Source organism: Campylobacter sp. CFSAN093229 (genome assembly GCF_011068225.1).
Lineage (GTDB): Bacteria > Campylobacterota > Campylobacteria > Campylobacterales > Campylobacteraceae > Campylobacter_D > Campylobacter_D jejuni.
The window spans coordinates 13,729-27,202 of sequence record NZ_JAAMXB010000013.1 but is presented as its reverse complement, the minus strand read 5'-3'; the positions used below and the strand labels follow the sequence as shown (position 1 = coordinate 27,202).

15 protein-coding genes and 1 pseudogene are annotated in these 13,474 nt (G+C 31.0%); all 16 read left to right on the top strand.

The annotated features are described in order from the left end of the window. The first annotated feature begins 19 nt into the window (after positions 1-19). The 16 genes and pseudogenes from FBE93_RS07400 (at position 20) to FBE93_RS07325 (ending at position 13,472) form a co-directional block, all read left to right on the top strand. Positions 20-1,357, top strand: coding sequence for an anaerobic C4-dicarboxylate transporter (locus FBE93_RS07400; protein WP_002934138.1), 1,338 nt, complete (start codon positions 20-22; stop codon positions 1,355-1,357). A 104-nt stretch (positions 1,358-1,461) separates the two neighbouring features. After that, on the top strand, positions 1,462-2,823 hold the full coding sequence (locus FBE93_RS07395; RefSeq protein WP_165434332.1) for a COG3014 family protein: 1,362 nt from the start codon (positions 1,462-1,464) through the stop codon (positions 2,821-2,823). 9 nt (positions 2,824-2,832) lie between these two features. After that, positions 2,833-3,201, top strand: coding sequence for a YcfL family protein (locus FBE93_RS07390; RefSeq protein ID WP_002934140.1), 369 nt, complete (start codon positions 2,833-2,835; stop codon positions 3,199-3,201). A 23-nt stretch (positions 3,202-3,224) separates the two neighbouring features. Beyond that, the gene (lpoB, locus tag FBE93_RS07385) at positions 3,225-3,848 is read left to right on the top strand and encodes a penicillin-binding protein activator LpoB (RefSeq protein ID WP_057042346.1); all 624 of its coding nucleotides are present in this window, start codon (positions 3,225-3,227) and stop codon (positions 3,846-3,848) included. An 81-nt stretch (positions 3,849-3,929) separates the two neighbouring features. Next, positions 3,930-5,266, top strand: a pseudogene (locus FBE93_RS07380) (DUF6844 domain-containing protein). A gap of 9 nt (positions 5,267-5,275) precedes the next feature. Beyond that, a complete protein-coding gene (locus FBE93_RS07375; RefSeq protein WP_165434331.1) occupies positions 5,276-6,478 on the top strand; it encodes a CsgG/HfaB family protein in 1,203 nt (400 codons plus the stop codon). A gap of 158 nt (positions 6,479-6,636) precedes the next feature. Continuing rightward, positions 6,637-6,945, top strand: a complete 309-nt coding sequence (gene rplU / locus FBE93_RS07370) for a 50S ribosomal protein L21 (protein WP_002778820.1) — start codon at positions 6,637-6,639, stop codon at positions 6,943-6,945. 10 nt (positions 6,946-6,955) lie between these two features. Continuing rightward, on the top strand, positions 6,956-7,210 hold the full coding sequence (gene rpmA / locus FBE93_RS07365) for a 50S ribosomal protein L27 (protein WP_002800974.1): 255 nt from the start codon (positions 6,956-6,958) through the stop codon (positions 7,208-7,210). 106 nt (positions 7,211-7,316) lie between these two features. Beyond that, positions 7,317-8,354: a GTPase ObgE gene (obgE, locus tag FBE93_RS07360; RefSeq protein WP_002934144.1), complete on the top strand. Its 1,038-nt coding sequence runs from the start codon at positions 7,317-7,319 to the stop codon at positions 8,352-8,354. Between the two features lie 122 nt (positions 8,355-8,476). Further along, positions 8,477-9,232 (top strand): glutamate 5-kinase, encoded by a 756-nt coding sequence (gene proB, locus FBE93_RS07355; RefSeq protein ID WP_002851769.1) that lies wholly within the window; start codon positions 8,477-8,479, stop codon positions 9,230-9,232. A 73-nt stretch (positions 9,233-9,305) separates the two neighbouring features. Beyond that, positions 9,306-10,223, top strand: coding sequence for a methionyl-tRNA formyltransferase (gene fmt, locus FBE93_RS07350; RefSeq protein WP_002934145.1), 918 nt, complete (start codon positions 9,306-9,308; stop codon positions 10,221-10,223). Continuing rightward, positions 10,186-10,839 carry a biotin--[acetyl-CoA-carboxylase] ligase gene (locus tag FBE93_RS07345; protein ID WP_002867821.1) on the top strand — a complete coding sequence of 218 codons (654 nt, stop codon included), beginning with the start codon at positions 10,186-10,188 and terminating at the stop codon, positions 10,837-10,839. The genes fmt and FBE93_RS07345 overlap by 38 nt, the downstream gene beginning before the upstream one ends. After that, positions 10,836-11,621 carry an AAA family ATPase gene (locus FBE93_RS07340; protein ID WP_002934146.1) on the top strand — a complete coding sequence of 262 codons (786 nt, stop codon included), beginning with the start codon at positions 10,836-10,838 and terminating at the stop codon, positions 11,619-11,621. The genes FBE93_RS07345 and FBE93_RS07340 overlap by 4 nt, the downstream gene beginning before the upstream one ends. 5 nt (positions 11,622-11,626) lie before the next feature. Then, entirely contained in the window at positions 11,627-12,463 is an 837-nt protein-coding gene (locus tag FBE93_RS07335; protein WP_165434330.1) for a ParB/RepB/Spo0J family partition protein, read from the top strand. 60 nt (positions 12,464-12,523) lie between these two features. After that, a complete protein-coding gene (locus tag FBE93_RS07330) occupies positions 12,524-12,949 on the top strand; it encodes a FoF1 ATP synthase subunit B' (protein ID WP_002857723.1) in 426 nt (141 codons plus the stop codon). Between the two features lie 10 nt (positions 12,950-12,959). Then, positions 12,960-13,472 (top strand): F0F1 ATP synthase subunit B, encoded by a 513-nt coding sequence (locus tag FBE93_RS07325; protein WP_002851681.1) that lies wholly within the window; start codon positions 12,960-12,962, stop codon positions 13,470-13,472. Positions 13,473-13,474 lie beyond the last annotated feature (2 nt).

The following is a 13,474-nucleotide window of genomic DNA, read 5'->3' as shown; positions in this document are numbered from 1 at the left end:
TAGCATTTAGGATTTTAATATGGATATAATGATAATTTTGCAAGTAATCGTCCTTTTTGGGGCGATTTTTATCGGTATTCGCCTAGGCGGTATTGCTATAGGTTATGCTGGAGGATTAGGTGTAGTTATACTAGGACTTGTTTTAGGTATGAAACCTGGTAATATTCCTTGGGATGTTATTTTAATTATTGCTGCAGCTATTGCAGCAATTTCTGCTATGCAACAAGCAGGTGGACTTGATTATATGGTAAGGGTGACAGAAAAAATTTTAAGATCAAGCCCTAAATTTATAAATTATTTAGCTCCAGCTTGTGGATGGTTGCTTACAATCTTAGCAGGAACAGGAAATGCAGTATTTTCTTTAATGCCTGTTGTAGTCGATGTTGCAAAATCTCAAAACATAAAACCTAGTGTTCCGCTTTCGTTAATGGTTGTTTCTTCGCAAATTGGAATCACTGCTTCTCCTGTGAGTGCAGCTGTGGTTTATATGAGCGGCGTTTTAGAGCCGCTTGGATGGAATTATCCAACTTTAATTGGAATTTGGATCAGTACAACTTTTATAGCTTGCATACTTGCAGCTTTTATAGTGAGTTTAATCACTCCTATGGATTTAAGCAAAGATAGCGTTTATCAAGAACGCTTAAAAGCAGGACTTGTTAAAGATGCAAGATCTATTTTACATGGTGAAGATAAACCAGGTGCTAAACTTTCAGTAGGAATTTTCTTGATCACTGTTTTGGCAGTTGTACTTTATGCAACCGCAATTTCAAGCAATATTAAATGGATTGATCCTGTTGTGGTTCCAAGAGATGCAGCTATTATGAGCTTTTTACTTACTGCAGCAACTTTGATCACTTGGCTTTGTAAAGTTGAACCAGGTAAAATTCTTGACACTAGTGTATTTAAAAGCGGTATGACTGCTTGTGTTTGTGTTTTTGGTGTAGCATGGCTTGGAAATACTTTTGTTTCAGGATATGAGGCTGCTATTAAAGAGGTAGCAGGTGATTGGGTAAAACAAACTCCTGCAATGTTAGCAGTTGCGTTTTTCTTTGCAAGTATGCTTTTATATTCTCAAGCAGCAACCGCAAAGGCCATTGTACCTGTAATTATCACCGCTTTAGGAATTTCAGCAGCAAATCCGCATGATTCTTATATGCTTGTAGCTTGTTTTGCAGCAGTTTCAGCACTTTTTGTGCTTCCAACTTATCCAACCTTACTTGGCGCTGTGCAAATGGATGATACAGGAACGACTAGAATTGGTAAATTTATATTTAATCACTCTTTCTTTATACCAGGAGTTTTAGCTATTGCAATTGCTGTAGCATTAGGCTTTGTATTAGCTCCTATGCTTATTTAAATCAAGCCCTAGGTTTTCCTCCCTAGGGTTAATTTTTTCATTAGTTTTTAAGTATATACTACGCTATAATATTCATTTTTAATTTTCTTTAAGAAAGGAATTTAATGGAGATAAAAGTTGGGTTGATTTTTTCAGGTATTGTTTGCCTTTTTTTAACAGCCTGTGTTAATCAGGTTAAACAAAATACAACATTTGAAAATGCTTTAACACAAAAATATTGTGGTGATGATTTTTTCAATCAAAATTTAGAAAAAATTAAAAAAAATGATGATGTCATTTATACAGGATTAAATGCAGGTTTGATTGCTAGAAATTGTGGTGATTTTAACAAAAGTAATGTATTTTTTGATGCTGCGGAAGAATCTTATAAATATGATGTGGATTTAGAAAATGTAGGCTCTAAAGCAGCTAAATTTGTTGGTACAACCTTGCTTAATGATAATACGGTAGATTATGATGGTTCTTTATATGAAAGAATTATGGTTAATGTATATAAAGCTCTAAACTATATGGAAGAAGATGATTATGAAAATGCAAGAGTTGAGTTTAATCGTGCTTTAATGCGTCAAGATAAGGCAAAAGAATATTTTGCTAAAGAAATTGAAAAAAATCGTGCCGATTTAGAAAAGGCAAAAGAAGATAAAAATTATGATAAAAATATGAATGAAAATTCAAAAGTTATAGAAGCGCAATATGACAACTTATTTAAAGAATTTGATACAACAAAAAATTTCATAAATCCTTATGCGACTTACCTTGCTTCAATATTTTTCTTTATGGATAAAGATTATAGAAAAGCTGCAGATTTATTTAGAGAAGTAGTTATTATTTATCCAAAAAATAAAACTATCAAAAAAGAGGCTAAAATTTTTAAAGAATATGCCACAAAAATAAAAGTCAAAAAAGCTAAAAAATATGTTTTTGTAGTTTATGAAAATGGATTTGGTGTAGTTAAGGATGAATTTGCTTTAACCTTACCTTTTATAGTGGATAAAAAAATTATTAGCACAAATATTGCTTTACAAACCTTGAAAAAAAGGGAAGCTTCTTTTGCAAATTTAAATATAAATGGTCAAAATACAAATGATTTTGTAGATTTAGACAATATTGTCGCTACTGAATTTAAAATAAATATGCCTGTAATGATTGCTAAAGCCTTAGCTCAAACTATAATTAAAACCACTTTAAATGTAGCTGTTGCAAATAATGACTCTACAGGTGGATGGCTAAGTCTTGCAACAGCAGTAGCAACTGCTGCAACCAACAAAGCTGATGTGCGTTCTTGGAGAGGTTTGCCAAAAAGTATTGCCATAGCAATAATAGAAAACGACGGAAATTTAGAAATCAAAGATCCACAAGGCAATATTTTGTTTCAAAAATCATTGGATAAAAATAAAAATGCTCTTGTGATAGTGCGTTCTTTTGCTCCGTATTTACCTGCAAGTGTTGCTATCATGGAAAAATAAGGCTAAAAGATGAAAAAAATTATTTTATTTATTTTAATGTTTTTACTTAGTGCTTGTGCACCAAGTTATCAAATAAATTCAAATCAAAATACTGTAATTTTAGGTTCAAATTTACCAAAAAGTTTAGTAAAACAGTTTCAAAAGCGTATAAATAGCAATGGTTATTTAGAATTTGAAGTGATTTTACGCAGTACTTTTGCTAAAGATTTAATTTATAAAGTGGATTGGTTAGATAAAGATGGTTTTGTGCTAAGAGATGTTTTAAATGAGGACTATCAAGCCCTTAGAATTCCAGCAGGACAAGAGGTGATTCTTCGTAAACTTGCATCTGATACAAGAGCGAAGGATTTTAGATTAGAAATTAAAGTAAAAAATTAATCTCATTTTAGGAAGGATAAATCATGAAAAAAACAAAAATTTTAGGAACAGCTCTTATTGGAGCTTTGCTTTTTAGTGGTTGTGCGCAAACAACTTATACAGATGGAAAGGCAAGTCAGGTGAAAAAAGGCGATGCTTTAACCTTGGGTCTTGATAGACAAGATTTTGAAAGTGCAGCTGAAACTATGATAAATAGTATGTTAAGCGATCCTGCTTTTGCAAATATTAAACCAGGTACAAGAAAGGTTATTGCTATTGGTAGGGTTGTGAATGATACCCCACAAAGAATCGATACTGAAAAACTCACCGCAAAAATCACTTCTGCATTAAGAAAATCAGGTAAATTTGTTCTAACTTCAGCAGTTGCTGCAGGCGGAGCACTTGATAGCATGAGTGAAGATGTAAGAGAATTAAGAGATAATGATGAGTTTAATCAAAAAACCATAGCAAAAAAAGGGACATTGGTATCGCCTGATTTTTCTCTTGCGGGTAAAATTAGACAAGATAATGTAAAACTTAGCAATGGTAAAACTCAAGTAGAATACTTTTTCTTGCTAAGACTTACTGATTTAACATCAGGTTTAGTTTATTGGGAAGATGAACAAACTATTGATAAAACCGGTTCTAGTAAATCAGTTACTTGGTAAAATAAAAATTAATTTATGAATAAAATTTTTAGCTCAAGTGTTTAGCTTGAGCTTTTTTTATGATTTTTAAAAGGATATGAAATGAAAAAAATATTATTTATCGGCTCTTTAGTTATGGCAAGTTTACTTTATGCACAAGGTTCCCAGCCTGTAGAAATTACACAACAAGATATAAATACTCAAAATGAAATGTCTGACGCAAGTACTAAGGATATTACCCCAAAATCAATTGAAGATTTTTTTGAAGAATTTGCCGATAATTTCGGTATAGAATATGGTATAACCAAAGATGAAAAAACTTTTTATACAGGAAAAAGTACTGTTGCTGTAAATGATACTGATCCACAATTTGCACAAGCTTTACAAAATGCTTATCAAAAAGCAATGTTAAATTTACAAAGCGAATTTATAAGAGATGCTTTTGGAAGAATTGCTACAAGCAAGATTCAAAATTATGAAGCAGATAATTCTACTAATGCTAAGGAATTTGATGAATTGCCAAAAGGTGATAAGGTTGATCAAATTTTAAATAAACTTACACAATTAGCTGGTGCTCAGCTTGATAAGGCATTAAAAGATTTAGGTATAGATACAAATTCTTTAAGCGAAGACAGAAAAAAGACTTTATTAAAGCAAGAATTTCTTAATAAAACTATGACAAATGCCATAGGTTCTATGAGTGGACTTGTTCCTGTACAAACTATAATTATACAAAGAAGGGGTGAGTATGATGTAGGTGTTATTGCTGTTATTTCCAATAAAACTCGCCAATTAGCAAAAGATATGGCACTAGCAAGACAGAGTGCTATTAAGGGTAAAGGCAAGGCAATAAGTGAGTATCTGCCAAAAGATACAAAAGGCTTTTTAAATGAATATGGAATTCGCTTAGTTTATGATGAAAATGGTGCGCCTATTATTTTAAGTTATGGAAACTGGGGTTATGTAGCAGATCCTAGCAATGCTAAAAAACAAATATTTTAGAAGATAGAGCCAAAGAAACAGCACTTACTATGGCTGATGCTGCTATTATAGAGTTTATTAATACAAATTTAAGTCTTAAAGATGAAAGAACAACTGGTGATACTTACGAGGAAATCATCAAACAAAGTATTAATGTTAATGATAGTTCCACTCAAGAACAAACTCAAAACATAACAAATATTATTGATAAAGTAAATAGTAAAATAAAAGCAAGCGCAAGCGGTAAAATTCGTGGTATTCGTACTCTTAAAAAATGGAGCTATACAAGTGAAAATGGTATTGAACATGTATGAGCTGTGAGATTTTATTCTTATGAAAATTTAGCTAACACAAATGAGGCTTTAAATTCAAAGTCAAATGCAACAAAAAATGAAGCTAAAAAATCTTCTAGCATACAAAGAAGCTCTAATGTTGTAAATAGTATGGATGATTTTTAAAGGTAAAAGATGAAAATAATTAAAATTCTTTTTTTAGGCTTATTTTTAAGCCTAAGTCTTAATGCTAAAGTTATAACCACAACTTCAACAAAATCAAGCACAGGCGAAGGCACAGGCTTGACTAGGGAAGATGCGATAAACAATGCTATTATAGAAGCTATAGGAAAAATGAGTGGAGTAAGCATCAATTCTCTTAAGAAATCTAACACTAGCGTTTCAACTGATAATTCAGATTCAAATATACAAGATAATTACAGCGAGCAAATTTCAAAAGCCACCAAAGGTAGAACTGATACTTATGAAATCAATAGTGTTGAACAAGATGCAAATGGTAAATATACAGCCAATGTAACGATTTTTAAAACCACAACAACAAAAAAGTATCAAGCTCCAGGTTTAAGTGCAGATAATAGAAGAAGTATTACTGTTTTTGATTCTACTCCAGATGCTGCAAAAAGAGGTATAGGCTCAGCTTTGCAACAAAAAATCATTTCTGATTTATTGCAAAGTCGTAAATTTAATGTTTTAGACCGTGATTCTAGTGGCTATTATGAAATGGAAAAAGCTTTAATCAAAAGTGGCGACGCAGCTAGCGATGAAGTTTATAAACTTAAAAATGTGTTAGCAACAGATTATATTTTATTGTTTTCTATTTCAGGACTTGAAGGTAAACAAAAAACAAGCAATTTAACAGGAAAAAGCAAAACTGAAATTGAAGTTATCGTAGATTATCGTGTGCTTTTATTTGCTACAAGACAAATTAAATTTTCTAATACTTTAAGTATGAAAGTTAATATTAAAGACAATAGTCTTAGTGCCAATGAAGCTGCGCTCAAACAAATTGCAAATCGTATTGCAGGAGATATTTTAAATGCAATTTATCCTTTGAAAGTTGCAAGCGTTGAAAACAATGAAGTAGTATTTTCTCAAAGCTTAAATCAAGGTGATGTTTATGAATGTTTTGCTCTTGGGAAGGTTATAAAAGATACTTATACAAAAGAAAATACAGGAAGAGCAGAAAGCAAAACAGGAAGTATTGAAATCACTCGCACAAGCCCTAAACTTTCTTATGCAAAAATCACAGAAGGTAGTGTAAAAGTGGGCGATATTTGTAGACCTTTAATTGGTAGCAATAGTGGAAATGGCTACACTATAGGTCGTGATGCAAATTATCAAACCCAAGAAGGTGGCGGAGTAAATCTAGGCTTTTAAATTTTTAGAGTTTGATTTTTCTCAAACTCTAAATCCTTTCTTAAATTCATCAAAAATTAAAGAAAAATTTTGTAAAATCGAAATTTTATTAAACCACTAAAGCTTTTAAATCCGTTATTGCGGTGCTTTATGGTACTACCAATTTATAAGGAAAAGCAATGTATGCTATTATCAAACACAGCGGAAAGCAATACAAAGTAAGTGTTGGCGATGAGCTAAAACTAGATCACTTTGAAGCTGAAAGCAAAGCAAGTATTGAAGTAAGCGAAGTTCTTGCTATCAATGATAAAGAATTAAAGGTAGGTGCGCCTTTCGTAGCAGGTGCAAAAGTTGTTTTGGAAGTGATCAATCACGGAAAAGATAAAAAAGTTGTGATTTACAAAAAAAGACGCAGAAAAGATTCTAAACTCAAACGCGGTTTTAGAAGACAATTTACTCGCGTTGTAGTAAAAGATATCAAAGCTTAAGGAGTAAAGAATGGCACACAAGAAAGGTCAAGGCTCAACTCAAAATAACCGCGATTCTATAGGTCGTCGTTTAGGTGTTAAAAAATTTGGTGGCGAGTTTGTTAGAGCTGGAAATATCATCATCCGCCAAAGAGGAACTGCAACTCATGCAGGTAACAATGTAGGTATGGGAAAAGATCATACTATCTTTGCTTTGATTGATGGTTTTGTAAAATTCGAAAGAAAAGACAAAGACAGAAAAAAAGTTTCTGTATATCCTGCATAAGTTTTTAGGACGCTTTTTAGCGTCTTGAAAACTTTAAATTTATAAATTTAACTTCTTTTATTTACTCAAATTTAGCTTTATAAATTTAAAGTCAAAGGCAATTTAAATGTTTATTGATAGTGTTAAAATTACTTTAGCTTCAGGCGATGGTGGTAAAGGTGCTGTAAGTTTTCGTCGTGAAAAACATGTTCCACTTGGTGGCCCTGATGGGGGAGATGGTGGAAATGGTGGTGATATTATTTTCGTATGTGATAATAATACCCACACTCTTGTAAATTTCAAAGGCAAAAGAGAATTACGCGCACAAAATGGTGCTGGTGGAATGGGACGCAATAAAAATGGCAAAAAAGGTGAAAATTTAGAACTTATAGTGCCTGAAGGAACGCAAGTTATCGATGCGCAAACTAATGAAATTTTACTCGATCTTACCAAAGAAGGACAAAGAGAGCTTTTTTTAAAAGGTGGAAAAGGCGGACTTGGCAACACTCATTTTAAACACGCCACCAATCAACGTCCTGATTACGCACAACCTGGTATAAAAGGAGAAAGTCGCTTAGTCAGACTTGAGCTTAAACTTATCGCCGATGTAGGACTTGTAGGTTTTCCAAATGTAGGAAAATCTACCCTTATAAGCGTTGTTTCAAATGCAAAACCTGAAATTGCAAATTATGAATTTACTACCCTTACTCCAAAACTTGGACTTGTGGATGTAGATGAGTATAATTCCTTTGTAATGGCTGATATTCCAGGGATTATCGAAGGAGCAAGTGGGGGTAAAGGCTTAGGACTTGCTTTTTTAAAGCACATAGAAAGAACGAGCTTTTTGCTTTTTGTACTAGATCCTATGAGAGAAATGCCTTTAAAAGAACAATTTGTAGTACTAAGAAAAGAACTTGAAAAATTTTCCAATGAACTTTTTGGGCGTAAATTTGGCATCATGATTTCAAAAAGTGATAGTGTTAATTTAGGAGAAGAATTTGCCGAGCAAATTGCTTTAAACATTAATGAGTTAGAAAATTATCTCAAAGAAATAAATAATCCGCAAAGCTTTTTAATCAAAGTCTCAAGCCTTGAAAAAACAGGACTTAAAGAACTTAAATTCATGCTTTTAGAAGAAATTAAAACTTTAAGAAATAATAAATAAAAATTTTAACAATCTAGGAAGTGTTTTATATTAAAAATTTCAAACACTCCCTATTTTTTCAAAAAATAACTAGTTTATATGAAATTTTGGCTAAAATTATAAAAATTTTTTAAGGAATAAGCATGAAAAGAATAGTTGTTAAAGTGGGTTCTCATGTGATTAGCGAAGAAAACACTTTAAGTTTTGAGCGTCTTAAAAATTTAGTCGCATTTTTAGCTAAACTCATGGAAAAATATGAAGTGATTTTAGTAACTTCAGCGGCTATTTCAGCAGGACACACCAAACTAGATATCGATAGAAAAAACCTCATTAATAAACAAGTTTTAGCCGCTATTGGACAACCTTTTTTAATCAGTGTTTATAACGAGCTTTTAGCCAAATTTAATAAACTAGGTGGACAAATTTTACTTACAGGTAAGGATTTTGACTCTAGAAAAGCTACTAAACACGCAAAAAATGCTATCGATATGATGATAAATTTAGGAATTTTGCCTATTATCAATGAAAATGACGCTACAGCTATAGAAGAAATTGTCTTTGGTGATAATGATAGCTTAAGTGCTTATGCTACGCATTTTTTTGATGCGGATTTGCTTGTGATTTTAAGCGATATTGATGGATTTTATGATAAAAATCCTAGTGAATTTAGTGATGCAAAGCGTTTAGAAAAAATCACTCATATTAAAGAAGAATGGCTACAAGCAACCATAAAAACAGGTAGTGAGCACGGAACGGGTGGTATAGTAACCAAACTTAAGGCAGCTAAATTTTTACTTGAACACAATAAAAAAATGTTTTTAGCAAGTGGCTTTGATTTAAGTGTGGCAAAGACATTTTTATTAGAAGATAAACAAATAGGTGGAACTTTGTTTGAGTGATTAATTTATTAAATTCTCTTTTAAAATCAAATAAGTTATAATTAAAACTTTTAATTTCACACAAAGCGAAAAAATGAAAAAAATTATTTTTATGGGTACTCCATCTTATGCAACTTGTATTTTAAAAGCACTAGTAGAAAATGAAAATTTTAAACTCGTAGCACTTTTTACCCAGCCTGATAAAGCCGTAGGTAGAAAGCAAATTTTAACTCCAAGTGATACTAAGGCTTTTTTAAGTCAAAATTATCCTAGTATTCCTATTTTTACTCCAAGTTCTTTAAAAGATGAAAATATTATAAGAGAGATTAAGGATTTAAATCCTGATTTTATCGTGGTTGCTGCCTATGGAAAAATTTTACCTAAAGCCATTTTGGATTTAGCACCTTGTGTGAATTTGCATGCTTCTTTACTTCCAAAATACCGTGGTGCCAGTCCGATCCAAAGTGCGATTTTAAACAAAGATGAAAAAAGTGGAGTTTGCACCATGCTTATGGAAGAAGGGCTTGATACAGGTGCTATACTTGAAAGCTTAGAGTGTGATATAAAAGATAAAAATTCAAGTGAAGTTTTTGAACTTTTAGCAAATTTGGCCGCTAAGCTCATCCTCACTACTCTTTTAAATTTTGATAAAATTACCCCTAAAAAACAAGAGGAAAGTCTAGCAACGCTTTGTAGAAAAATCAAAAAAGAAGATGGGCTTATAAATTTGCAAAATGCAAGAGAACTTTATCAAAAATATCTAGCTTTTACCCCTTGGCCTGGAGTTTTCTTGGAAAATGGACTTAAATTCTTAGAACTTGAACTTGTGGATGAATTAAAACAAAATGCTAGGATGGGTGAAATTTTAGAATTAGAAAAAGAAAGTTTTTTGCTTGCTTGCAAACAAGGAGTTTTGCGTATTAAAAAACTTCAAGAAAGTGGAAAAAAAGCTCTTGATGGTAGGACTTATTTAAATGGAAAAAGGCTTAAAAGTGAAGATAGTTTGTGTTGAAAGTATAGACTCAACTCATCTTTTTTTATGCGAGCAAATACGCAATGGAAAGATTGATGAAAATTTTGCTATTTATGCTTTAGAACAAACAAATGGAGTTGGAAGTAGGGAAAATTCTTGGCAAAGCTCTAAAGGAAATTTACATCTTTCTTTTTGTATTAAAGAAGAAGATTTACCAAAAGATTTACCTTTAGCTTCTGTGAGTATTTATTTTGCTTATTTACTTAAAGAAGTTTTACAAGAAAAAGGTTCTAAAATTTGGCTTAAATGGCCTAACGATCTATATTTAGATGATAAAAAAGCTGGAGGGGTTATAAGTGCTAAAATTTCAAATTTTATCATAGGCGGTATGGGTTTAAATCTCAAATTTTCACCCCAAAATACAGCTTTATGCGATATAGAAATTTCGCTTAAAGATTTAGTGAGTGAGTTTTTGCAAAAAGTAGAAAAAAAAATTTTATGGAAGAATATTTTTAGCAAGTATATGTTAGAATTTGAAAAATCAAGAAAATTTAGCGTCCATCATGAAGGTAAAGTTTTTTCACTTGAAAATTCTTTTTTGTATGAAGATGGTTCAATTTTACTAGGTGATAAAAGGGTGTATAGTTTAAGATGAGCGAAATTATTACAATAGCAAACCAAAAAGGTGGGGTAGGAAAGACTACAACAGCAGTAAATTTAGCCGCTTCTTTAGCCGTGGCTGAAAAAAAAGTACTTTTGATTGATGTTGATCCGCAAGCTAATGCGACTACAGGACTTGGTTTTAATCGTAATAATTATGAGTATAATATTTACCATGTTTTTATAGGAAGAAAAAAGCTTTCAGATATTATTTTAAAAACAGAATTGCCACAACTTCATTTAGCTCCTTCAAATATAGGTCTTGTAGGTATAGAACAAGAGCTTGCTAAAGGTGAAAATAATGAGAAAAAAATGCTGCTTAAAAATCAAATTCAAGAAGTGATTGATGAGTATGATTTTATTATTATTGATTCTCCGCCTGCTCTTGGAAGTATTACTATAAATGCTTTTGCAGCAAGTGATAGTGTAATTATCCCTATACAGTGTGAATTTTATGCGCTCGAGGGTGTAGCTATGGTTTTAAATACAATTAAAATTATCAAAAAAACTATTAATTCTAAACTCAGGGTTCGTGGATTTTTACCGACAATGTATAGCTCTCAAAATAATCTTTCTAAAGATGTTGTAGATGATTTGAAACAAAATTTTAAAAAACAACTTTTTACTATTAATGGAAACGAAAATGACTTTATTGTGATCCCTCGCAATGTAAAACTTGCAGAAAGTCCAAGTTTTGGAAAGCCTATAATTCTTTATGATATTAAATCGCCAGGTTCTGTTGCTTATCAAAATTTGGCGTATTCTATATTAGGATAATTATAATGGGGTTAAATAAAGATAGAGGTTTAAGTAGTTTAATCAGTGATATGGATACTGTTTATAGTAAAGAATTGGGTTTTGATAAAAATCAAAGCACTATGATAGAAATTGATCAAATTTCACCCAATCCATTTCAGCCAAGAAAGAATTTTGATCAAGAAGCTTTAGATGAGCTTGCTAATTCTATCAAAGAATTTGGACTTATTCAGCCTATTATTGTATTTAAAAAAAATAATAAATTTATTTTAATTGCTGGGGAACGTCGCTTAAGAGCAGTGAAAGCATTAGGAAAAAAAGAAATTCTAGCTTTTATTGCTGATATTGATGAGAATAAGCTTAGAGAATTGGCTCTTATTGAAAATATACAAAGAGAGAATTTAAACCCTATTGAGCTTGCTAATTCTTATAAGGATTTAATGCAAGTTCATAAAATTACTCAAGAGAATTTAGCAGAACTTATTCATAAGTCTCGTACTCAAATAACAAATACTTTAAGACTTCTGAATTTAGATATTAGAACTCAAGAGTTGATTGCTTCTGGAAAAATTTCTCAGGGTCATGCTAAAGTTTTGGTTGGTTTAGATCAAAAAGATGAAAAAATGTTGGTTGATAGTATAATAGGTCAAAAACTTAATGTTAGAGATACTGAAAAAATAGTTAAAAAAATAAAAAATAATGAAAGCTTACCTAATCAAGAATTTGAAGATGAAATAAAAAAATTAAAACAAATACTAAATCGCTTTGGATTTGACTGCAAAAATAAAAATAATGATTTTGTAATTTATTTAGAAAATATTGATAAAATTAAAAAATTAACCAAAATGCTTGAAAAGCTTTAACCAAAATCTTAGCTTTTTTATGGTAAAATAGTCCTTCGAAAATTCTAACCAAGGAGAATTATGTTTGAAGATATGCATCCTTCCATAATGCTTGCTACTATGGCTATTTTTTTAGCTATGATAGTTATTTTAAATAGTATGCTGTATAAGCCGCTTTTAAAATTTATGGATGAAAGAAATGATTCTATAAAAAATGATGAGAATAAAGTAAAAGAAAATTCTCAAGAAGTTTTAGGTGTGAATGATGAATTAGAAGCTATTCATATTAACACTAGAGAAGAAATTCAAAAAATTAAACAAAGTGCTATAGCTGCTGCTAAAGAAGAGGCAGAGCAAATTCTTAGAAGCAAGAAAGAAGAATTAGAAAGAAAAATGGCCAGTTTTTATGCAGATTTAGCCGTTCAAAAAAAAGAGTTGCAAGAACATTTAAACATACATTTACCTGAGCTTAAGCAAGCTTTGCAAAATAACATAAAGAAAATTTAAGAGGAGAGAAATGAGTAAGTTATTCTTTATTATATTTTTGCTACCTTTGTATGCTTTTGGTGCATCAAACGGTAGTGGAGAATATGATATTATTCCAAGGACTATTAATTTTCTAATTTTTGTGGCTATATTGTATTATTTTGTTGCAACTCCATTTAAAAATTTTTACAAAAACCGTATTGTAAAAATTTCTTCTAAACTTGATGAAATTCAAAAAAAACTTTTAGAAAGTAAAGCTAAGAAATTAGACACCATGAAAAAACTTGAAGAAGCTAAGGCAAGTGCTGCTGCCGCTTTAATTACAGCAAAAAAAGAAGCTGAAATTTTAGTTCAAAATATTAAGAAAGAGACTCAAGATGAGTTAGATTTACTTCAAAAACATTTTGAGGAACAAAAAGATTATGAATTTAGAAAAATGGAAAAAGAATTGGTATCAAATACTTTAAATGAAATTTTTTCTGATCCAAATATGACATTAAAACAGAGTGAAATAATAGAACTTATGATGAAGAAGGTATCTTAAAT

What these genes read in the sequence shown, in the direction of transcription:
- FBE93_RS07330 (WP_002857723.1), top strand. Translation starts at nt 12,524, where the DNA reads ATGTTTGAAGATATGCATCCTTCCATAATGCTTGCTACTATGGCTATT.
- fmt (WP_002934145.1), top strand. Translation starts at nt 9,306, where the DNA reads ATGAAAAAAATTATTTTTATGGGTACTCCATCTTATGCAACTTGTATT.
- lpoB (WP_057042346.1), top strand. Translation starts at nt 3,225, where the DNA reads ATGAAAAAAACAAAAATTTTAGGAACAGCTCTTATTGGAGCTTTGCTT.
- proB (WP_002851769.1), top strand. Translation starts at nt 8,477, where the DNA reads ATGAAAAGAATAGTTGTTAAAGTGGGTTCTCATGTGATTAGCGAAGAA.
- rplU (WP_002778820.1), top strand. Translation starts at nt 6,637, where the DNA reads ATGTATGCTATTATCAAACACAGCGGAAAGCAATACAAAGTAAGTGTT.
- FBE93_RS07375 (WP_165434331.1), top strand. Translation starts at nt 5,276, where the DNA reads ATGAAAATAATTAAAATTCTTTTTTTAGGCTTATTTTTAAGCCTAAGT.
- FBE93_RS07390 (WP_002934140.1), top strand. Translation starts at nt 2,833, where the DNA reads ATGAAAAAAATTATTTTATTTATTTTAATGTTTTTACTTAGTGCTTGT.
- FBE93_RS07400 (WP_002934138.1), top strand. Translation starts at nt 20, where the DNA reads ATGGATATAATGATAATTTTGCAAGTAATCGTCCTTTTTGGGGCGATT.
- FBE93_RS07335 (WP_165434330.1), top strand. Translation starts at nt 11,627, where the DNA reads ATGGGGTTAAATAAAGATAGAGGTTTAAGTAGTTTAATCAGTGATATG.
- FBE93_RS07345 (WP_002867821.1), top strand. Translation starts at nt 10,186, where the DNA reads ATGGAAAAAGGCTTAAAAGTGAAGATAGTTTGTGTTGAAAGTATAGAC.
- rpmA (WP_002800974.1), top strand. Translation starts at nt 6,956, where the DNA reads ATGGCACACAAGAAAGGTCAAGGCTCAACTCAAAATAACCGCGATTCT.
- FBE93_RS07340 (WP_002934146.1), top strand. Translation starts at nt 10,836, where the DNA reads ATGAGCGAAATTATTACAATAGCAAACCAAAAAGGTGGGGTAGGAAAG.
- FBE93_RS07325 (WP_002851681.1), top strand. Translation starts at nt 12,960, where the DNA reads ATGAGTAAGTTATTCTTTATTATATTTTTGCTACCTTTGTATGCTTTT.
- obgE (WP_002934144.1), top strand. Translation starts at nt 7,317, where the DNA reads ATGTTTATTGATAGTGTTAAAATTACTTTAGCTTCAGGCGATGGTGGT.
- FBE93_RS07395 (WP_165434332.1), top strand. Translation starts at nt 1,462, where the DNA reads ATGGAGATAAAAGTTGGGTTGATTTTTTCAGGTATTGTTTGCCTTTTT.